Below are 20243 nucleotides of genomic sequence, written 5' to 3'. Positions count from 1 at the left end.
ACGCATGGCACTTCGCAACGACAGGGCCGTTCAGGCCGCACGCGACATCGAACTGACCGAGATCGAAGACGGCTACACGCTCGTCGGCGGTCCCGACGACTCCGTTACCGAACAACACGACACCGACCGGATTCCGGAGGTCGACGTCGACCAGGAGATGCTAAGCGGGACCGGAGAGGACCCCGAGTCGTGGCTCATGTACGGCGGGAACTACGAACAGCACCGAGCGACGACCGCCGACGTCATTACACCCGACAACGTCTCCGATCTCGAACTCGAATACGAACTGTCGGTCGGGACCGGGTCGAGCATGGAAGGGACACCGATCGTCGTCCCGGGCGATCCGCCGATCATGTACCAGACCAACGGACCGAATCACATGAAGGCGATCGATCCCCGCGAGGGGGAGGTCCTCTGGAGTTACACCTACGCGCCGCCGATCGGCGTCGAACTCTGCTGTGACGACAATAATCGCGGGGCAGCCGTCCTCGGCGACACGGTGTACATGACGACGCTCGATTCGGGGATCGTCGCGCTGAACCGGTACACCGGCGAGGAGGAGTGGCACACGCAGACGGCGGACCACGAGGTCGGCTACTCTGCGACGTGGGCCCCGGTGATCTACGACGGCACACTGTACACGGGCAGCGCCGGCGGCGAGTACGGCGTCCTCGGATTCATCGCCGGCCTCGACGCCGAAAGCGGTGACGTGCAGTGGAAGTGCGACACGCTGCTCGAGGACGAATGGGTCGGCGCGAGCCGCGAGCACGGCTGCGGGACGAGCTGGATGACGCCGACGATCGACGAGGACCGCGGCGTTCTCTACTCGCCCGTCGCGAATCCGGGACCGGACTTCGACGGGACGGTCCGTCCGGGGCCGAACTTCCCGACCTGCGGTACGCTCTCGCTCGACCTCGAGTCCGGCGAGTTCAACTGGGGCTTCCAGAGCAGTCCGCACGATGTCTGGGACTACGACGCGGCGGCTCCGCGGGTGCTGGTTCCGGACGTGGAGGTCGAAGGCGAGTCGACGGACCTTGTCGTCGGTTCAGACAAGTCCGGCTGGGTGTACATGATGGACGCCGATTCGGGCAAGCTCCACGAACGCAGCGAGGAGATCTGCCAGCACATCAATATGTGGGAGATGATCCCGCACATTAGTGAGGACGAGCGGGTTCCGTTCGTTCCCGGCGCGCCGGGCGGCAACGACTGGCAGCCCCCGTCGTACAACCCGGAGACGGGGCTGGTGTACGTTATCCACCAGAACTATCCGCAAGACCTCTACTGGCGGTACGAAGAGTACGAGGCCGGCCAGCCTTACTGGGGCGGGAACCTCGACGATCCGGCATCGGAGTTCCCCGACGAATGGAACGGTGCGATCACCGCCTTCGCCGCGGTCGATCCGGCGACGGGCGAGCGCGTCTGGCGCGATTGGATCGAAAGCGAGGACGACCACTACATGTGGGGCGGTTCGCTATCGACCGCGACGGGGCTCGTATTCAATGGCACTCAGAACGGTAATTTCGTCGCCTACGACGGCGAGAGCGGCGACCGACTCTGGGAGTACGAGTTCGACGTGCCGATCAGCGCGTCGCCGATGAGCTGGTACGATCCGGGCGAGGAAAAACAGTACGTCGCCGTGCAAGTCGGCGGCAGCGGCTGGCTCCGCCAGGGGCCACGCGGCGACACGCTCGCCGTGTTCTCGATGGACGGCTGATCACGATTACGAGTACGAATACGAATACGAATACGATTCAACAGACTCCAACCATGACGAACGACCAACGCTCACGCGACGACGTGTCCCGTCGTGGCGTACTGAGGGGAACAGCGGCGATCGCCGGAACCGCGGCGACGGCCGGGACCGCAGGCGCGTATCGCGACGAGATCGACTTCCGACTGCCGGCCACGCAGAACGACGGCGAGGGGCGAACGCTCTCGCTGCTCGGCATCGTCGGCGGCTGGGTCGGCGTCGCTCCGGCCGAACTCGACGGGAAGTCGAACCCGACGCTACGGCTAATCGAGGGCGAAGAACACGAGATCGTCTGGACGAACGGCGACGGCTCGAACCACAACTTCACCGTCGCCGACGAGGACGGTGAGGTGATCGAAGCGACGGACTTCGTGAACGAACAGGGCGAATCGCTCTCGTTTACGATCACCGCCGACGAGGAGATGGCCGAGTACTACTGCATGCCGCACCCGGTTCAGATGCGCGGTCCGATCGAACTGGTCGACGCGGATGAGGTCCACGAGCTACGGGTGCGAGTCGAGGACGAGAACGGCGAGCCCCTCGGCGCGGAAGTGTTTGTCGGGGATCACCACTCCTTCTCCGATGTCGCCGCGCGACCGGGACAGGAGGCAGAAGAGAGTCCGCCGTCGATCGCCCGCTTCGACATGCTCGAAGACGGCGAGTACGAACTCGAGGTCTGGACCTACGGTCACGAGCGGGTAACCGACACGGTAGCGATCGACGGCGACGATCAGGAAGTCACCGTCACGCTGCCCGCGACCGAACCCGGCGACCCGACCGAAACCTACGCGCTCCGACTCGAGGAGGGCCAGTGGGTCGGCGTCGGACCCGACGAGATCGCTGACGAATCGAATCCGACACTCGAGTTCGAGGCGGGCGAGACCTACGCAATCGAGTGGGAGAACGCGATCGGTCGCCACCAGCCCGAGGCGGAGAACAGGTCGATGGAACCGCTGCCAGGACACAACCTCGTGCTTGCATCCGGCGGCGAAACCAACCAGTGGAATACCCTCGTCAGATCGGACTTCCTCGATGAGAGCGGCGAGACCCAGACCGTCGAGTTCGTCGCCCGGGAGGAGATGGGAGTCTACCTCGACCAGTCACAACTCGATGCGATCGGCGAGGTTGCCGTCGAGTAGTTCGGAGCCGCCATCGTCACACGGCGGGTGCCCAGACCCGCTCCCGCTTTGATGGGTTATCCCGGCGTCGGCTCGCGGCGTCGCTCGCGCTCGATCGTCGTCACGTAGATGCCGGCGAGAACGACGAGGCCGCCGACTACCGTGATCAGATCCGGGACCTCGGTCAGCAAGGCGAGCGCGAGCACCGTCGCGCCGACGGGTTCGCCGAGCCAGGCTACGCTGACGACGACCGATTCGAGGTACTCTAACACCCAGTTGACGACCGTGTGGCCGAACACGCCGGGGCCGATCGCCATGCCGAGAAAGAGCAGCCACTCGCGGGCCGAGTACGCGACGAACGCGTGACCCTGTGCGCCGACCAGCGCGAACAGCGTCACCGCACAGGCCGTGTAGACGACGGTCACGTAAGGAAACAGCGAGACGCGCTGGCGGATCGACCGGCCGGCGAGGACGTAGCCCGCAACGGTGACCGCTCCGAGAATCGCGAGCCCGTTCCCGTACATCGTCGCGTCCGAGAGGGGTGCTTCGCCGGCGTCGCCGAGCGACATCGCCGCTGCCCCGACGATCGCAATCGCGAGACCGACCACTGTTTCCCGGGAGACGCGCTCGCCGAGCACCAGCCCCGCGCCGAGCGCCACGAACAGCGGTTGGGTCTGGACGAGCGTCACGCTCGCGGCTACGCTCGTGTGATTCAAACTCTCGAACCAGGCCGCAAAATGTACCGCGAGCGCGACGCCAGCAACGACCGCAAATCCGATGTCGCGCCGAGCGAGACGACTGAACTCGTCGCGGTGCCGAGAGAGGGCGACCGGCGCGACCAGCGCCGTCGTAAACACCACGCGATAGAGGGCCGCGACTGAACTCGGGGCGTGACTCCAGCGAACCAGGATTGCACTGGTGCTCGCGGCGAAAATCGCGAACGCGAGCGCGGCGTAGGGCGTCACTTCGAGTTCGGACGAGTGCACGTCGTGTCGACGGTTTCGAACATCCAAACGTGTTCCGGATACGATGCGGCGAGCGGTGGGAGGCAGGGGTAGGGGTAGAGGTAGGGGTGGGGGTGGGAGTGGGGCGGGAGACGATATGGTGGGTCGGTCAGGGCTCGTCGGGGACGCGTCTGCCGCGATAGATGCGGGCGATCTCGCGGTCGACGGCGGAGAGTTCGATGATATCCTCCTCGGTTAGCGCTTCGGCGTCCCACTCGTCGAGGTAGGCGACGGCGTCTTCGCGGGCGGCGAACGGGCGGGGGTTGAGTCCCATCGGCTCGTTATCGACGCCGTCCTCGTCGGTGACGAGCACGAAGTGGGCGTCGGTGGCGTCGATCAACTCGGTCGTCCCGAAGTTGGTCGTCCAGGCGTCGCTGACCGGCGATTCGACGGGCGGGGCGGCGTAGTAGGCGAACAGGCAACCCGGCGTATCGAAGACTGCGCCCTCGCCGTTCTCGTGGGCGAGTTGGCTCTGCCACCGCGCGTAGCCCGTCGGTCGCATGTTACACACGGCACAGTGCTGGTCGTCGGTGAACGGAATCGACTCCCCACCTGGATGATCGATCACCCTGTCGGCAAACGGATGCTCATCGTCGTCTTCCCCCTCCGTCCCGTTATCGACGAGTTCACCGAGACAGCCGGCGATGCTGGTGGTAACGCCGATCCCCATCGCGCCGAGCAATCGGCGTCTCGAGGGGTCTGTCTCCGAAGGCCCAGTCATAGAAGCGTATACTCATCGCGCCCTCAAAACGGACGTGGTTCACCTCTCGGAAGCGCCCCTGCGACGCGGCCGCCGCCGTTCGAGGCGGGTTGTGCTCACTGGGCGATGTCGCTGACGATTTCAATCCCAGTAGTGAGTTGTTACTATTCAATTTTCCGTAGAGTAGCTAGGTCACGTGTATCGACGTATTCGAAAGCAAACGGCGATATTAGCGCGCTATAGTTTGTGAAGCTAATCACACGTATGACGGTGGAGCAGGACGCATATGCCGATATATGGGTAAATACGAATATATATTACACATAGCACTGCTTTTTTTGGACCTCTCGAATCCTTCACGAGATGGTCGACAACCAGTGTGGACGCGCTGTCGACGGGGTATCACGACGGACGTTCATCGCAGCGACCGGTTCTCTGGGAGCCGTTGCACTCGCCGGCTGTGCCGAATCGGAGACGAGCGAAGGCGTCTCGGGGACGCTTCGGATCTCCGGTAGCAGCACCGTCTACCCGGTCTCCGAGGCCGCCGGCAAGGAGTTCGCCCGCCAGAACGAGGAGTTCGACTACGAACTGTCGAACGACGGCAGTACTAACGGCTTCGAGAACTCCTTCCTGCCGGGCGACAGCGACATCAACGGTTCGAGCCGCCCGATTCTGGAAGGAGAACTCGAGAGCGCCGAAGACACCGGCTTCCAGCCGGTCGAGTTCCAGTGTGCCGGCGACGCGTTGACGGCCGTCGTCAACACCGAGAACGACTGGCTCGACTGCGCTGAACTCGATCAACTGGGCGAGATCTGGCACCCCGACAGCGCCCCCGAAACGTGGGCCGACATCGATTCGACCTGGCCCGACGAGGAAATCGAACTGTTCGGTCCCGCGACGACATCCGGGACGTTCGACTACTGGACCGAGGAGGTCATCGGCGACTTCCGCACCATTCGCGAGGACTTCACCGGCACGGAGGAAGACGACGAGATCGCCCAAGGCGTCCAGGGCAACGAGTTCGCCCACGGCTACCTGCCCTACGCGTACTATGACAACAACCCCGACGAGGTCAAAGCCCTCTCCATCGATGCCGGCGACGGCTGTACCGAACCGAGTCTGGAGGCGGCCTCCGAGGGATCGTATCCGCTCGCGCGGCCGATCTACTGGTACGTCAACCAGGAGAAGCTCCAGGACGACGAGGCGCTCCAGGGATTCATGGAGTACGCGATCGAGATGAGCGGCGACCAGAGCATCGTCTCGGACGACATCGGCTACGTCGCGATGAACGACCAGGAAGTGGAGGACAATCTGGATCGGCTGCAGGCCGCCATCGACGGTGAACTCGGCGACGGCGAAGCGATCCCCTCGATGAACTGACGCGGACCCACTGTTTTCACCATGAGTGCACGGAGAACGCGGATACGGGTGGTTTCCTGTGAGTAGCGACGTCGTCGACTCCGAGCAACGCTCGAGCAATGCGGTCCGACGTGAACGACTCTACGAGTTCGTGCTGTTCGGCTGTATGGCGCTGACGGTGGTGATCACGATCGGGATCATTATACAGCCTCTTTTCGGACGCCGCGTACTTCTTCGACCAGTACGCGGGGATTCTCGGGACATCCTGGACCGATGCGGTTTATGAGTTCCTCGTCGGCTCGAACTGGCGGCCGACGATTCAGCCGTACCGATACGGACTGCTCCCACTGTTGAGCGGGACGATCGTCGTAACGGTCACGTCCGCGCCGGTCGCGCTTCCGTGCGGACTGGGGGCGGCGATCTACATCAGCGAGTACGCAACCGAACGCACGCGGGCGTATCTCAAACCGGCGCTCGAGATCCTCGCCGGCGTGCCGACGGTCATCTACGGCTACTTCGCGCTGGTGTACATCACGCCGTGGCTCCAGCGACTTTTGGCGCTCTCGACGTTCAACGCGCTCTCGGCGTCGATCATGGTCGGAATTCTGATCGTGCCGATGATGTCCTCGATCAGCGAGGACGCGCTCAGTTCGGTCCCTGACGAACTCAGACAGGCGGGGCACGGGCTCGGTGGGACGAAGTTCGGCGTGTCGACGCGGGTCGTGGTTCCGGCGGCGCTCTCGGGCATCTTCTCGTCGTTTATCCTTGCGATTTTGCGGGCGATCGGCGAGACCGCGCCGCTGATCATGGTCGGTGCCGCCACGTCCGTCTCGAGCGAACCGGACTCGCTATTCTCGACCGTTACGGCCATGCCACTCCAGATCTACGCCTGGCGCGGCATCGTCCAACCCGAGTTCAGGTACGGCGTCGTCGCGGCCGGCGTCGTGACGCTGCTGGTCGTCCTGCTCGGAATGAACGCAGCGGCGATCCTACTGCGGGATCGGTTCGAACGCCGATAACTGAGTCTCGGCCCTGAGCAGTATCGGATACTGCTCACCACGATCGATCAATACGACGACCGTTCAGCAGGAAGACACCGGATAGACTCACCAGAAACGATTCCGCTCGTGTCCACCCCACGACGCCACCCGGCCACCCCCACCGCCGAACGCAGGCTGCGGTCCCGAGGCCGAGACACAGCGATGCAATCAGTGCAGTCCGATCGTCCTACTTGAGTCGCTCCTGCAGAAACGAGGGATGGGCCGCGGTAACGCCCTCGATCTCGAGCAGCGTCGACGAGATGAACTCGCCGAGCGCGTCGCCGTCTTCGGCGCGGACCTCGGCCATGAGCATGTGGTCGCCACTCGAACTGTACAGTGCCTCGATCTCGGAGAGGCTCTTGAGTTCTTTCGTCACCTCGACGTAGCGCTCGCTCGCAACGTCGAGTCCGACCAGTGCAATCGTCTTGCTCGAGAGCTTCTTCGGATCGATCTCGGCGGAGTAGCCGACGATCACGCCCTCGTCTTCGAGTTGGTTAATATACTTTCGAACCGTCGGCTTCGAGACGTCCGCCCGTTTGGCGATTTCGGCGTACGACGCCTGGGCGTCCTCCTCGAGGGCCTCGAGAATACGGTCTTCCGTCGCCTGCGTACTCATAGTAGACACTTTTGCTCCGATGGGAAAATATCTTTTGTATACGAAAACGTCGGATTGCCTAGCGGAACGTCCCGGCTCGCGGCCCGATGCGGCGTTTCATCGGCGCAGACGCACTCGATCGATTTAGAGACAACTCATCGGTGAAATAATAGGGGAGGCCGATTAATTCCCGCTATGTCCCCTCGTGACGACGATCGTGCGCACGTCAGCCCACGACTCGTACTCGCGCTCGGATTCATCCCTCTCTTGCTCCTTACAGCGGGCTGTACCAGCCCCTTTGCCGACGACCTCTCCGCCGACACCATCGAAACTGAACTCGACGAGGCGACGCCGCCCGACGAGTTCAGTGCGACGGTCGAGGTTCGCGAGGTGATCGACGGTGAGACGAGTACGGAGACGGAGACCGTCTGGTTGCGCGCGGACGGAGCGAGTCGCGTCGAAACGGACCCGGAGGCGGGGTCGGCGGCAAATGAGACTGGTGTCCTTGTCGTTACCGACGGTGAGACGCGCTGGCATTACGACCGCGAGACCGAGACGGTGACGCAACTGGAACGAGATCCCACTGCGTCGTCCTGGCTCAAGGGTCTCTACGCCCAGCAAGATCGCTACGTCGAGGCCTACGATATCGCCGACGTGACGGAAGCCAGCGTCGACGGCCGCGACAGCTATCGTGTCACGTTTGAACCGCCGGCAAACGAGACGGTCGAACAATCGCTCGACATCCTCGTCGGGCAGACGGAGTACGCCGTTCCGCTGTCGACCAGTGAACAGCCGGCAGAACGCGGTGTCGACCGCGTCGAGGTCTGGTTCGACCAGGAGACGATGTTTCCCCTGAAACACCTCGTCGAGGGCGAAGAGGGTGAACTCGTCCTCGAGACGACGTATCGCAATGTCTCCGTCGATCCAGAGCCCCCGCTCGACGACGACTTGTTCGAATTCGACCCGCCGACGAATGCGAGTTCTGACACCGATACCGACGCCGAAAACCCGGATTCCGATTCGGGCCCGTCCGTTGAGACCATCCCCGACAACACAACAGAAGACAGTTCGAACGGTGACGGGGGAGAAGAAACCCCGAACGACAGCGACGACAATACCGACGGCGGAGCAATCGCTCTCCCGTCGATCGATCACTACGATTCCATCGCGGCTGCCGACGAAACGGTCTCGTTCCCCGTCGTTGAACCACCGTCGGACTCTCTTCCAGCAGCAGTCGACCGCGAGCGCATCAGCAGATACGAGTTCCCAGACGAGGACCGCCGGCAGGTGACACTGTTATACGCCGACGACGATACCGGCGGCACGATCTCGGTAACGACCAGCGACGGGCCTCGGACGTTCGCAATGGACGGCTCCGAACTCCCGATCGGCGATGTGACGGGATCGATCGCCCACACCGACGAGGGAACCGAACTCCAGTGGGCCTGCGGCGAGCACTACCGCTCCGTGTTCGTCAGCCACGAGTTCGAGAACGGGACGGCGATCGAACTCGCGCGGGCGATCGGCTGTCAGTAGGAGGACAGCGATTGCCGGCGCTCTTGTCTGGTGTCTGTCGTCTGGTAGCTGGTAGCTGGTATCGAAGTGAACTCGGCTCTCGGCTCTCGGCTAGACGAGCCCGCGGCTGAGCAGCTGTGAGTCGCGCGCAAAAATCGGAATGCGTCGAATCGCGATCCTCGCGTTACGTGTGCCGCTCGAGGAGGTCGTAGCTGCGCTCCCATTCGGCGTCGTCGTCGAAGTAGCGCTCCGCGAGGGGCTGGTCGGGCATCTCGCCGACCGCCTTCTTTTCCTGGGAGTACGACGGTCGGTCCTCGTCGACGTAGTACCGGCCCGTCAGAACCGTCCCCTCGTTGAGGACGTTCTCCGTTTCGCGCATCATCTCGGCGGCTTCCTCACGGTTCGTGGTATCGAACTCGTAGTCCTCGGACTCCTGGACGTCGATGTAGGGGACGTACTGGCGCGCGTCCTTGTTCCAGGTCGGACACTGCGTGAGGAAGTCGATGTGGGCGAACCCGTCGTGCTCGATGGCTTCCTTGATGATCTCTTTGGCCTGGTTCGGGTTGACCGCGGCGGTGCGGGCGACATAGCTCGCACCAGCGTTCAGCGACATCGACAGCGGGCGAAGCGGCGTCTTCGCGCTGCCGGACGGCTGGGTCTTTGACTTGTGGCCCTTGGGGCTGGTCGGGGAGGTCTGGCCCTTCGTCAGCCCGAAGATCTCGTTGTTGAACACGATGTAGGTCATATCGTGGTTCTCCCGGGCCGAGTGGATGAAGTGGTTGCCGCCGATCCCGTAGCCGTCGCCGTCGCCGCCGGCGGCGATGACTTCGAGTTCGGGATTGGCGAGTTTGGCGGCCCGGGCGACGGGCAGCGCACGGCCGTGGATCGTGTGGAAACCGTACGTGTCGAGGTAGCTGTTCAGTTTGCCGGAACAGCCGATCCCGGTGACGGTTAGCACTTCCTCGGGCGTCTTGCCGGCTTCCGGGAGGGCCTGCTTCAGCGCTTTGAGGACGCCGAAGTCGCCACAGCCCGGACACCAGGTCGGCTGCGGTTCGATACCGGGCGTGTACTCGTCCCGGTCGATCTCTCGTTCGTCTCCGATTGCGTTGAAAGCACTCATTGGTTAGTCACCTGCAGCGGGTTCGATTCGCACCTGTGCAGTCGGTTCGCGGTCCTCGTCGGCGAGGTTGACCTCGTATCCCTCGACGATCTCCGCTGGTTCGAACGGATTGCCGTTGTACTTGAGCAGGCTCGTGAGCTTCTCGCCGAAGCGGCCGAGTTCCTTCTGGAGCAGGCCGCGGAACTGGGCGGTGGCGTTCATCTCGACGACCATTGCCTCGTCGACGCTCTCGACGAACTCGGTCACTTCCCGCTCCGGGAACGGCACCATGTCGGAGACGCTGAGCCCTTTGACGGAGTGGCCGTTCTCGTTCAGCCGCTCGATGGCTTCCTCGACGGCTCCCTGGCTCGAGCCCCACGTGATGATGCCGTACTCGGCGTCGTCCTCACCGAAGTAGGTCTGGGTGGACTCGCGTTCCTCGTCGAGTTCCTCGCGAATGGACTCGAGTTTCTCGAGGCGACGGTCCATCTGGTGGACGCGGTTGTCGGGGTCCTCGCTGATGTGTCCGACCGGGTTGTGCTCGTTCCCGGTCGCGAGGTAGCGCCCGTCCTTCTGGCCGGGCAGCGAGCGCGGCGCGACGCCGTTCTCGGCGTCCTCGTGGTTGAACCGCTTGAACTTCCCGGAGTTGTCGTGTGCGGCCTCCCGGAGTTCTTCCTCGGTCAGCGTCGAGCCCAGATCCGGCGACGGTTCGCGGTCGAAGAACTCGACGTCGACGTTGGTGTTCTCGCCGGAGAGCTTCTGGTCGTAGATGATGATCGTCGGGATCTGGTAGTCCCAGGCGATGTCGAAGGCCAGTCGCGTCTGCTCGTAGGCCTCCTCGATGCTCCCTGGTGCGAAGACGACGCGCTGTGAGTCGCCCTGACTGGTGTAGAGGACGTGCTCTAAGTCGCCCTGTTCGGGCTTGGTCGGCATCCCGGTCGACGGACCGGCGCGCATGGCCTCGATCAGGACGAGCGGTGTCTCAGTCATCTCGGCGAGACCGAGCGGTTCGCTCATCAGCGCGAAGCCGCCGCCGGAGGAGCCGGACATGGCCTTCACGCCGGCGTGGCTCGCGCCGACCGCGAGGGCCGCGGCGGCGATTTCGTCTTCGACCTGCTCGGAGATCCCGCCCATGTCGGGGAAGTTCTGACTGAGGATGGTGAACACGTCCGTCCACGGCGTCATCGGATAACCGCTGATGAACCGACAGCCGGCGTCGATGGCACCGTAGGCGATCGCGTTCGAGCCCGACAGCAGCGCCTGCTCGGCGTCGTGTTCGCCCGTGGGTGCTCGGAGGTCGTGGTTGAACTCGTATTCCTCGTTGACGCTGTCGTAGGCCTCGTGGAGGATTTCGATGTTCGCTTCGAGCACGTCGCCGCCCATGGCGTCTTCCATGAGGTCCTCGATGTGCTCGAGTTCCATGTCGAGCAGTGCGGCGGTTGCGCCGACGCCCGCGGTGTTGCGCATGACCTCGCGGCCGTGTTCCTTGGCGAGTCCGCGCAGGTCGAGCGGGTAGACGTGCCAGTCGTTCTCTTCGGCGCGTGCTTCGAGGTCGAGGGCCTCGATATCGTCCTCGCTGACGAGGCCTTCGTCGTAGATGATGACCCCGCCCTCGCGGAGGTCATCCAAGTTCTCCGAGAGCGGCTTGATCTCCTCGTTGCCGTAGTAGGCTTCTTCCTGCGGGTTACGGGCGAACGAGTCCCCCAGTGCGAGCAGGAAGTTGTAGCCGTCCCCGCGTGACTGTACCTCGTGTGCTGCGGCCCGGATCTCGACGTAGGTGTGGCCGCCACGGATTCGCGATGGGTAGTGGCGGTGTGTGAATACGTTGAGCCCCGAACGCATCAGCGCTTTCGCGAAGTTCTGGCTCGTCGAGTCGATCCCGTCGCCGGAACCTCCCGCGATTCGCCAGATAAGTTCGTCGTCGCTCATAGCTAAATCAGTGGCCGGTGGGCCAACCGTAGCGGAGATTTGCCCCACTTACCCTAAAGCCTTTGCTATAGATTAACAAGGATCTATCGTTAAGAATGTGTGCTCGCCGGCCGATCTCTTACTAACAATAATTACTGTAGTGGCAAAAACGTACAGAAATGTCCATCTTTTCGACTACACCGATCGCTCAAACGTGTATGAATTCATACATTCACTCGTTCCGAAACGAACGCGTTTAGCTCCATCTAGTCGGGTGTTTTTTGCGTTTCAAGTAACAGATATCGAGTTCTTTCGCCGGCGTTTTCACTTCGGTCGTGCTGACTCACCCCGGCCGGCCTATCATCCACCAGATAATCTATTATCCGCCGGACAGTCCGACGCGAGCGTCGGCCTCCCGTGCCATCACTCCCGAAGAGAGGCCGGTTCGACGAGTTCGAGTTCGTGTTCCGCGGCGAACGTATCGAGAAATGACACTCGGTCACCGATTTCGGCCGGGCGGTGGGAATCCGTCCCAACCGTGATCGGAACGTCGAACTCGCGCAGCGTTCGACTGAACTCGGGCGCGGGGTGGACGATTTCAGCGTCGGTCAGTGCGCGGCCCGCGTTCAGTTCCGGAATCGTTCGCGAGTTCGCAAACGCCCGTGCGACCCGCCGGTAGTGGTCCGTCGTCGCCCGGCCGCGCAACGGCGGCGTGCGTTCGATCAGATCGACGTGGGCGGCGATGTCGAACAGTTCCGACTCGATCAGCGAAACGAGCGTCTCGAAGTACTCGTCGACGACGGCGTTCAGTTCCTCGGCGGACAACTCGTCGAACAGCGATGGCACCTGGACGTTCTTGCCGGCGACGGCGTGGACGCTTCCGAGGCTGTAGTCGAAGTCGGCCTCGGCGAGAAACGCCTCGATGGCGGCCTCGTCGCGCGGGTCGTAGTCCATCTCGACCGCGTCGTAGACCGGGATCGACGCCGTTTCGCGAACGCGCTCGATCGCCTCCCGCCGACGCTCGTAGGTCAGATCGAGGTTGAACCCGTGGAGGTTGCGCATCGCCGCCGCGGATCCCCGCTCGGCGACATTGCAGTGGTCGGCGATGCCGATACCCTCGAGCGGAGTTTCGTCGGCAGCGCGGACCATTCGCCTGAGAAAGCTTCCGTCCGAGTAATTCGAGTGGACGTGAAGGTCCTTCATACGTGGTCCACGCAGGACGACGAGTTAGGTGTTGTGCCCGGGTATCAACGAACGGTTCACACACTACGCCTGTGACTACCGATAAACGGTAAGTACAGGAGACATACACAACACAGAGACTAACAGATGGTGTTGAATTTTGATAGAGTAATCCGTTCATCAATAGCCGGCTATACTAACATCTATTAAATCGGACACGGTTTTCTCATCAGTAATCCGAATAAGAAGCGAATGTGTGGCGAGATCATCATGATCGGGGATAAGTGGTTGATCTATAGAGACAGCAACCTGAATTCCACCGTCAGTGCGTTCAATCGCATCTAATTCGAGATCGTCTTCAGATCGCATTCCGTTTTGAACAACAAGAATATAGGATTCGTCGAAATCAGTCTCGTCACTAAAAGCAGATACTTGTTCAACATCGTCAAATTCGCTAGCTGCAGTTTCTTCGTCTGCGATAAGCGTATAAGACTCTTCCCTCAAGGCAAAGACATCACGTGGATCGAAGACATTTCGTTCGAGATATAACGTCTCTACGGTCATACCATCGGGTATTGACGGAGATTGAAATCTGTTCCATGCGAGATACCCTCCTGTCCCAAGACCACCGACAGCAAGGAACTTCCGTCGATTCATAATCAAATATTTGAGATAAATTCCTCATATGTCTTCGGGAAGCTCAAACCCCGATTTGATCGATCCACACCTACTTATCGGACGATTCACTTCTAATGTGGGCATAATTCCCACTGTGGGAAGAGTTCTATAATGCCGTCGATGTGTCCGGTATCCGATCCCGATCAGCGGCCGACACGCGGGCATCTCGCCCGCTGCGCTGCGCTCGCTTCGCTCGTCGCCGTGTCGGACGGGACAGTTATGTTTCTCTTGGCCGAACGACCGACGGATGGTATCTCGTCACTGGCTGTACTTCGGCGGCTTCGCGATCACCGGGCTGCTATTGGTTGGCACCGGTTTGCTGGGACTTCTGGACGCCCTGTCGGTGATGGCCGACGGCGCGTCCTACAGCGAGGAGTTCGTGGTGCTTGCGATGCTCGCGGAAGCCCGCGAGTGGGTCGTCGTGACGCTCGTCCTCGGTCTGCTCGCGACGGCGTTTCTCGGGGCGACCGTCGTCTCCGTCCTGCGACACGCGTCACTTCCTCGCAGCGACCGACTGGTCGCTCTCGTCGAGCGACTCGAGTACCGGTATCCGATACTGCGGCAGTTCGACGCCTCGCAGCGAGTCGAACCGACGACCGAAGACCGCAAACAACGGCTCAAAGAGCAGTACGTCGCAGGCGAAATCAGCGACGACGCGTTCGAACGCGAGATGGCCAACTGATGGACGACGATTCCTCGGATGCGAACGCGAACATGAACACGAATGCGAACGCAAATGTGAACGCGAACGCCGACGCCAAAACGAACTCGCGGTCGAAATCCGCAACATCAATCGATCTCGAGGAGTGAGCACGAGAGACGAAACGCCGCGTCAGCGCGCGAGCGACGACTATTCGTTTCGCGGATTGCTCGGGTGGTACTCCGTGTCGTACGTTCCGGGCTGGTCGTCGACGCGGTCGGGGTTGAGCCGACCCGACAGCAGCATGAAATCGACGAGCGTCAGCGCGAGCATCGCCTCGACGACCGGCACGCCCCGCGGCGGGAGGACGGGATCGTGGCGGCCGATCACCTTCTCCTCTTTCAGTTCGCCCGTCTCCCAGTCCGCGGTCTGCTGGGACTTCGGAATCGAGGTCGGCGCGTGCAGCGTCACCTCGCCGTAGATCGGCTCTCCCGAACTGATGCCGCCCTGGATACCGCCGTGGTCGTTCTCCACGGGCGTCGGGTTGCCGTCCTCGTCGAACTCCCAGTCGTCGTTTCGCTCCTTGCCGGTCCACTCCCGAGCCTCGCGGCCCAGCCCGAACTCGAATGCCGTCGTCGCCGGCACCGCCATCATCGCCTGGCCGAGTCGAGCCGAGAGGGAGTCGAACCGGGGCGCGCCGAGCCCGACGGGGACGCCCTGGGCCTCGAAGTAGATGCTCCCGCCGATGGAGTCGCCTTCTTCCTGGTAGTCCGCGATCAGCTCCTGCATCTCGTCGGCCGTTTCGGGGTGGGCACAGCGCACGTCGTTCTCCTCGCTGTGCGCTTTGATCTCCTCGAAGCTCACCTCGGGTGCCTCGATGTCCCCGATCTGGTTGACGTGGGCCTTGAGTTCGATGCCCTCTCTGGCGAGCAGCTTCTTCGCGATTGCGCCCGCGGCGACCCAGTTGACGGTTTCGCGGGCCGAGGAGCGTCCGCCGCCGCCCCAGTTGCGCGTGCCGAACTTGGCCGAGTAGGTAAAGTCGCCGTGCGAGGGGCGCGGCGCGGTGATGAAGGGCTCGTACTTCCCCGAGCGGGCGTCCTTGTTCTGGATGACCAGACCGATCGGCGTGCCGGTCGTGTAGCCGTCCTGGATCCCGGACTTGATCGAGACGTCGTCCGGTTCGCCGCGACTGGTCGTGATCATCGACTGGCCCGGCTTTCGCCGATCGAGATCCGCCTGGATGTCCTCCTCGGAGAGTTCGAGACCGGCGGGACAGCCGGAGATGGTACACCCCATCGCCTCGCCGTGGCTCTCGCCGAACGTGGTCACCTGAAAGAGCCGACCGAAACGGTTGCCGTTCATTGTCGGCCCCTCGGAGACGCGGATACTTAGCCCTGCAGGATCCCTGCGAATTTTCGCCGGCTATTGTCCGCCCGCTCGCCGTTCCCGCCCCCGATGCAGAGTGAATAGGGCGGGCGCAATCGGCGTTCGGGACACTCCCGACGAGTTCACACGCGACTCGCGGAGGGAATCGAGTCGCGCGGCCGCGAGCGAAACCGGCATCTCCTAACGTGGAAGCGAGCGTCGCGGCTACCGTTCTCGATCGATCGCAGCGCCAAGATCAGACAGCATGTCGAAGAAGCCGGGGAAGGAGACGTCGACGTGGTCAGCGCCGACGACGGTCGTCTCGCCCTCGGCGACGAGTCCCGCCAGCGCGAGCGCCATGATCACGCGGTGGTCGTTCCGGCCGTCGACGGTCCCACCGGTGAGTTCGGAGTCGCCGCCGTGGATCGTCAGCGAGTCCTGCGTTTCGGTCGTTTCGACGCCGAGCGTGGCGAGTTCGTCAGCCATCGCGCTGACGCGGTCGGTCTCCTTGTACCGGACGTGTTCGGCGTTCGTAATCCGCGTCTCGCCTTCGGCAACGGCTCCGAGCGTGGCGATCGTCGGCAGGAGGTCTGGCGTGTCCTCGACGGAGACCTCGACGCCCTCGAGTTCGCCGGCGGTGACGTCGATGGTGCCCGCGTCGCGATCCCAATCGACAGCCGCGCCCATGCGGTCGACGATGTCGACGATGGCGGTGTCGCCCTGCGCGCTCGGGTGTGCGCCGTCGATTCGGACGCCGTCTTCGCTCGCGATCGCGCCCGCGGCGAGCGGGTACGAGATCGACGAGAAGTCGCCGGGGACGGCGTACTCGCCGCCGGTTGCACTGTAGGTTTGGCCGCCGTCGACCGCGAATCCGAGGTCCGTCTTGCGGGCGTCGACGCCGAACGCTGCGAGTACCTCGAGCGTGATGTCGACGTAGGGGGCGGATTTGAGTTCGGTTTCGAGTTCGATTTCGAGGCCGTCCTCGGTGACCGCACCGGCGAGCAGCAAGGCCGTGATGTACTGGGAGGACACGTCGCCGGGGATCGACACGCGGCCGCCGGAGATGGGGCCGGTGACGACGAGCGGTGCCTGACCGTTGCTGCGGGTGCTCGTTGCCTCGCCGCCGAGGTCGGTGATGGCTTCGAGTAGCGGTCCCTGGGGTCGTGAGCGGAGCGATTCGTCGCCGGTGAGCACAGACGTGCCATCGGCGAGCGCGGCCGTTGCGGTGACGAGGCGCATCGTGGTCCCACTATTCCCACAGTCGATGATGTCCGCGGGAACACCGGGCCGGTCGTGGAATCCCTCTATTTCGAGCGTCTCGTTCCGTTGGGTAACTGTTCCGCCGAAGCGTTCGACGGCACGCGCCGTCGCCTGGGTGTCGGCACTCCAGAGGGCGTCTCGAACGGTCGTCTGATCGGCGTAGCCCGCAACGAGGATCGCCCGGTGCGTGTAGCTCTTCGAGGGCGGTGCCCGCGCGAGCCCCTGAACGCGCGAGGGCGTGATCGTGACGTTCATGCTCGGGGTGTCGGCCGGCCACCCTATACCGGTATCGGTCGCGCCAGTATCTGTCTCGTCGTCGACTCGATCCCTCGTTGTCTCTCGGTCACGAACAGCCGATGGACGCGGCGACGTCGACGAGCGGCTCCTCGACGGTCACGCTCGAGACCTCGTAGCTCAGGTCCGAACAGGTCCAGAAGTAGCTATCGATCCGCCCACGCCGACGATAGGCTGTGTGGCCGTCGATCTCCGTCTCCTCGAGCAAAGTCGGCTTGAACTGCTGATCCGTCCGCACAGCGACGGAAATCTCCTGATCGGGCCGATCCGAATCGACGTACCACAGCGTCGTCACCGGACCGGACTGGCGCACGTTATCGACGACGGTTACGCGATCGAGTTCATACGCGTCCGGCACGTCGGGATCGGGAATCTCGTACGGGACGGTCGTCGCGGCTGCCTCTCGTGACTCGTAGATCCCCTCCGGTTCGTCGCCGAGCGTGCCGACCTCCGCGTCTTCGGGCGGCTCGTAGACGAACGTGTCCGGATCGAGGCCGTCGTTGATCGCGAGGTCCTCGTAGGTCACCGTCAGTCGGTGGAGCAACGTGCCGTCCCCGTCGCGAACGACGTCCTGTTCTTTGATCGGATAGCTGAACTCGTCGTCGATCCAGACGGTTCGCGAGACGGCCAATTCCTCGCCGTCGAGTTCGTCGTCGGTCGTCTCGGTTTCGTTTTCAGTTCCGTTCTCGCTTCCGTTTTCGCTTTCAGCACTGGCATCGGTATCGGACGATCCACCCAGTGGAATTCGATAGACCGTCTCGCCGACGAGGAGTTCGATCGCGCGGCCGTCGGCGTCGTCGGATAGCCCGGTCCCTGTTGGTACCGCGTCGATGCGATGTGTTTCGCGGCCGTCGACGGTGTCGGTCCCGTCGTACGTGAGTTCGTAGTCCTCGAGCAAGTCCCTGAGAACGAGTCGCGGGCCGTCGGCGACGACTTTGTTCGGATGGTAGCGTTTCCAGACGAAGTTTTCCTCGGGGTAGTAATCCCAGGAAATTTCGCGATTCGTGACCGAAACCGTCCCCGTCGGCGGGTCGCCGTCGTCGGAACGCAGGACGGTTCGGCGTTTTTCGGCCGGGGGTCGTCGGGAGATGGATTCGGTCTGTGTCGTCGTTTCCGTCGGCGTTTCGGCCGTCAGGTGCCGCCGAGCCTGGAGGTCGGTGAGCTCGAGACGGGTCTCGATCGCGGCTTCGACGAGTTCCGAACCGGTTCGGTCCTCGGTCGACTCCGCTGGCGTCAGACAGCCAGCAAGCGCGGCGAGCGTTCCCGTGGCAAGGAGTCGGCGGCGGCGCATACACGTGGCTTGGAATCGTCAGTGATAAGTCTATGGTTTCAACTGATCGCGTAATGAATAGATCGCAATAATTGCCGCTCCGAGCGCGATGACATCGTCCGCTGCGGGCGGTTTCGATCCGGTCGGTTCGGCCGTCGAACACCGGACACCGACGCCGCGACCCTCGCCATTATGTGACCGCCGGTCACACGTCGGGGCATGGACGACCCCGTCGATCTCACACCGCTTCATGCGATGCTCGAACAGCGCGACCTGGACGGCTATCTCATCGACGCCGACGGATCGAACTCGGACCAGCGGTACGTCTCCGGGTTCACCGCGCCGGACCCCTATCAGACGCTCGTCACCCAGGATGGAGTTCACCTGCTCGTCTCCGGGCTCGAGTTCGGTCGCGCGCAGTCGGATTCGGCGGCTGACTCGGTTTCCCGGCTGTCGGCGTACGATTACCACGACCGCCGAGCCGAACACGGCCGGTACGAGGGGATGATCCGCACCCTCGCGGCCTTCCTGGCGGACCACAACGTCGACACCATCGCCGTTCCACAGGCGTTCCCGACGGGAACCGCCGACGGACTCCGCGAGCAGGGCGTGACCGTGACCGCCGAAACGGAGGGTATCGTACAGAAGATTCGGGCGACGAAGACGCCGTGGGAGGTAAACCAGATCCGAGCCACCCAGCGAGCGAACGAGGCGGCCATGGCGGCCGCCGAGACCCTCATCGCGAGCGCGGACGTGGAGGACGGGGTTCTCGTCCACGACGGCACGCCCCTCACCAGCGAGCGCGTCACAGAGGAGATCGAGATCACGCTGCTTCGCCACGGCTGCGGGCTGGACGAGACGATCGTCGCCTGCGGGGCGGACGCGGCGGACCCGCACAACCGCGGCAGCGGTGAACTCGCGGCCGGCGAGTGCATCGTGATCGATATCTTCCCGCAGGACAAGGAGACGGGCTATGCCGGCGATATGACGCGCACCTTCGCGCGCGGCGACCCGGGCGAAGAGGCGAGACGGCGATACGACGTCACCAAGGAAGCCTACGAGGCCGGTCTCGAGGCCGTCGAGGCAGGCGTTACCGGTGCCGCCGTCCACGACGCCGTCTGCGACGTGATCGAAGACGCCGGCTACGAAACCCTCCGCAGCGATCCCGACACCGACACCGGATTCATCCACAGCACCGGCCACGGCGTCGGCCTCGATGTCCACGAGGAACCCCGCGTTTCGCCAAGCGGCGGTGAACTCGAACCCGGCCACGTCATCTCGATCGAACCGGGTATCTACGACCCCGCGGTCGGCGGCGTCCGTATCGAAGACCTCATCGTCGTCACCGAGGACGGCTACGAGAACCTCACCGACTACCGCGTCGGGCTCGACCCGACTACCGAGTAGCGCCGCCGGGCCGAGTTCAGCGGCGGCCGATCGGTTCGAAACGGTGACCGTCTGGCGTG

Annotated in this window: 15 protein-coding genes and 2 pseudogenes; 7 read left to right on the top strand and 10 right to left on the bottom strand. The window is 63.2% G+C overall.

The window, feature by feature from the left end:
- The first annotated feature begins 4 nt into the window (after nt 1-4).
- A complete protein-coding gene (locus tag SM755_RS02580; RefSeq protein ID WP_323171311.1) occupies nt 5-1714 on the top strand; it encodes a PQQ-binding-like beta-propeller repeat protein in 1710 nt (569 codons plus the stop codon).
- A 53-nt stretch (nt 1715-1767) separates the two neighbouring features.
- Nucleotides 1768-2889 carry a plastocyanin/azurin family copper-binding protein gene (locus tag SM755_RS02575; RefSeq protein WP_323171310.1) on the top strand — a complete coding sequence of 374 codons (1122 nt, stop codon included), beginning with the start codon at nt 1768-1770 and terminating at the stop codon, nt 2887-2889.
- A gap of 56 nt (nt 2890-2945) precedes the next feature.
- Here the strand turns inward: SM755_RS02575 and SM755_RS02570 are convergent, their stop codons facing one another.
- Together SM755_RS02570 and SM755_RS02565 are read right to left on the bottom strand one after the other, a co-directional pair.
- Nucleotides 2946-3854, bottom strand: a complete 909-nt coding sequence (locus tag SM755_RS02570) for a DMT family transporter (RefSeq protein ID WP_323171309.1) — start codon at nt 3852-3854, stop codon at nt 2946-2948.
- Between the two features lie 127 nt (nt 3855-3981).
- The gene (locus tag SM755_RS02565; protein WP_323171308.1) at nt 3982-4593 is read right to left on the bottom strand and encodes a nitrous oxide reductase accessory protein NosL; all 612 of its coding nucleotides are present in this window, start codon (nt 4591-4593) and stop codon (nt 3982-3984) included.
- 342 nt (nt 4594-4935) lie between these two features.
- Between SM755_RS02565 and SM755_RS02560 the strand changes: the two genes are divergently transcribed.
- Together SM755_RS02560 and SM755_RS02555 are read left to right on the top strand one after the other, a co-directional pair.
- On the top strand, nt 4936-5952 hold the full coding sequence (locus SM755_RS02560; RefSeq protein ID WP_323171307.1) for a substrate-binding domain-containing protein: 1017 nt from the start codon (nt 4936-4938) through the stop codon (nt 5950-5952).
- A gap of 145 nt (nt 5953-6097) precedes the next feature.
- A pseudogene (locus tag SM755_RS02555) lies at nt 6098-6950 on the top strand (PstC family ABC transporter permease).
- 208 nt (nt 6951-7158) lie between these two features.
- Here the strand turns inward: SM755_RS02555 and lrpA1 are convergent.
- Nucleotides 7159-7587, bottom strand: a complete 429-nt coding sequence (lrpA1, locus tag SM755_RS02550) for an HTH-type transcriptional regulator LrpA1 (protein ID WP_006109801.1) — start codon at nt 7585-7587, stop codon at nt 7159-7161.
- 174 nt (nt 7588-7761) lie between these two features.
- Here lrpA1 and SM755_RS02545 point away from each other — a divergent pair, with 174 nt between their 5' ends.
- On the top strand, nt 7762-9102 hold the full coding sequence (locus SM755_RS02545; RefSeq protein ID WP_323171306.1) for an outer membrane lipoprotein carrier protein LolA: 1341 nt from the start codon (nt 7762-7764) through the stop codon (nt 9100-9102).
- Nucleotides 9103-9265: 163 nt separating this feature from the next.
- On the opposite strand, the gene SM755_RS02540 is transcribed toward SM755_RS02545, so the two are convergent.
- The 4 genes from SM755_RS02540 to SM755_RS02525 all read right to left on the bottom strand — a co-directional run bounded on the left by SM755_RS02540 (nt 9266) and on the right by SM755_RS02525 (nt 13834).
- Nucleotides 9266-10201 carry a thiamine pyrophosphate-dependent enzyme gene (locus SM755_RS02540; protein WP_323171305.1) on the bottom strand — a complete coding sequence of 312 codons (936 nt, stop codon included), beginning with the start codon at nt 10199-10201 and terminating at the stop codon, nt 9266-9268.
- A gap of 3 nt (nt 10202-10204) precedes the next feature.
- A complete protein-coding gene (locus SM755_RS02535; RefSeq protein ID WP_323171304.1) occupies nt 10205-12109 on the bottom strand; it encodes a 2-oxoacid:acceptor oxidoreductase subunit alpha in 1905 nt (634 codons plus the stop codon).
- Nucleotides 12110-12511: 402 nt separating this feature from the next.
- Nucleotides 12512-13291: a PHP domain-containing protein gene (locus tag SM755_RS02530; RefSeq protein ID WP_323171303.1), complete on the bottom strand. Its 780-nt coding sequence runs from the start codon at nt 13289-13291 to the stop codon at nt 12512-12514.
- A 159-nt stretch (nt 13292-13450) separates the two neighbouring features.
- A complete protein-coding gene (locus tag SM755_RS02525) occupies nt 13451-13834 on the bottom strand; it encodes a hypothetical protein (RefSeq protein WP_323171302.1) in 384 nt (127 codons plus the stop codon).
- 361 nt (nt 13835-14195) lie between these two features.
- Between SM755_RS02525 and SM755_RS02520 the strand changes: the two are divergent.
- Nucleotides 14196-14758: pseudogene (locus SM755_RS02520) on the top strand (SHOCT domain-containing protein).
- 40 nt (nt 14759-14798) lie between these two features.
- Here SM755_RS02520 and aroC read toward each other — a convergent pair.
- From aroC to SM755_RS02505, 3 genes are all read right to left on the bottom strand, one after another.
- Complete coding sequence (gene aroC / locus SM755_RS02515) at nt 14799-15950, bottom strand: chorismate synthase (protein ID WP_323171301.1); 1152 nt, start codon at nt 15948-15950, stop codon at nt 14799-14801.
- Between the two features lie 228 nt (nt 15951-16178).
- Nucleotides 16179-17468: a 3-phosphoshikimate 1-carboxyvinyltransferase gene (gene aroA / locus SM755_RS02510; protein WP_323171300.1), complete on the bottom strand. Its 1290-nt coding sequence runs from the start codon at nt 17466-17468 to the stop codon at nt 16179-16181.
- Between the two features lie 88 nt (nt 17469-17556).
- Entirely contained in the window at nt 17557-18798 is a 1242-nt protein-coding gene (locus SM755_RS02505; protein WP_323171299.1) for a DUF2092 domain-containing protein, read from the bottom strand.
- Nucleotides 18799-18996: 198 nt separating this feature from the next.
- Here SM755_RS02505 and SM755_RS02500 point away from each other — a divergent pair, with 198 nt between their 5' ends.
- Nucleotides 18997-20184 (top strand): Xaa-Pro peptidase family protein, encoded by a 1188-nt coding sequence (locus SM755_RS02500; protein ID WP_323171298.1) that lies wholly within the window; start codon nt 18997-18999, stop codon nt 20182-20184.
- The last annotated feature ends 59 nt before the right edge of the window (nt 20185-20243 follow it).

Source organism: Natrialba sp. PRR66 (assembly GCF_034808065.1).
In the GTDB taxonomy this organism is placed as follows: domain Archaea; phylum Halobacteriota; class Halobacteria; order Halobacteriales; family Natrialbaceae; genus Natrialba; species Natrialba aegyptia.
The sequence above is the reverse complement of the archived record's forward strand: the minus strand, read 5'-3'. Positions and strand labels throughout refer to the sequence as shown.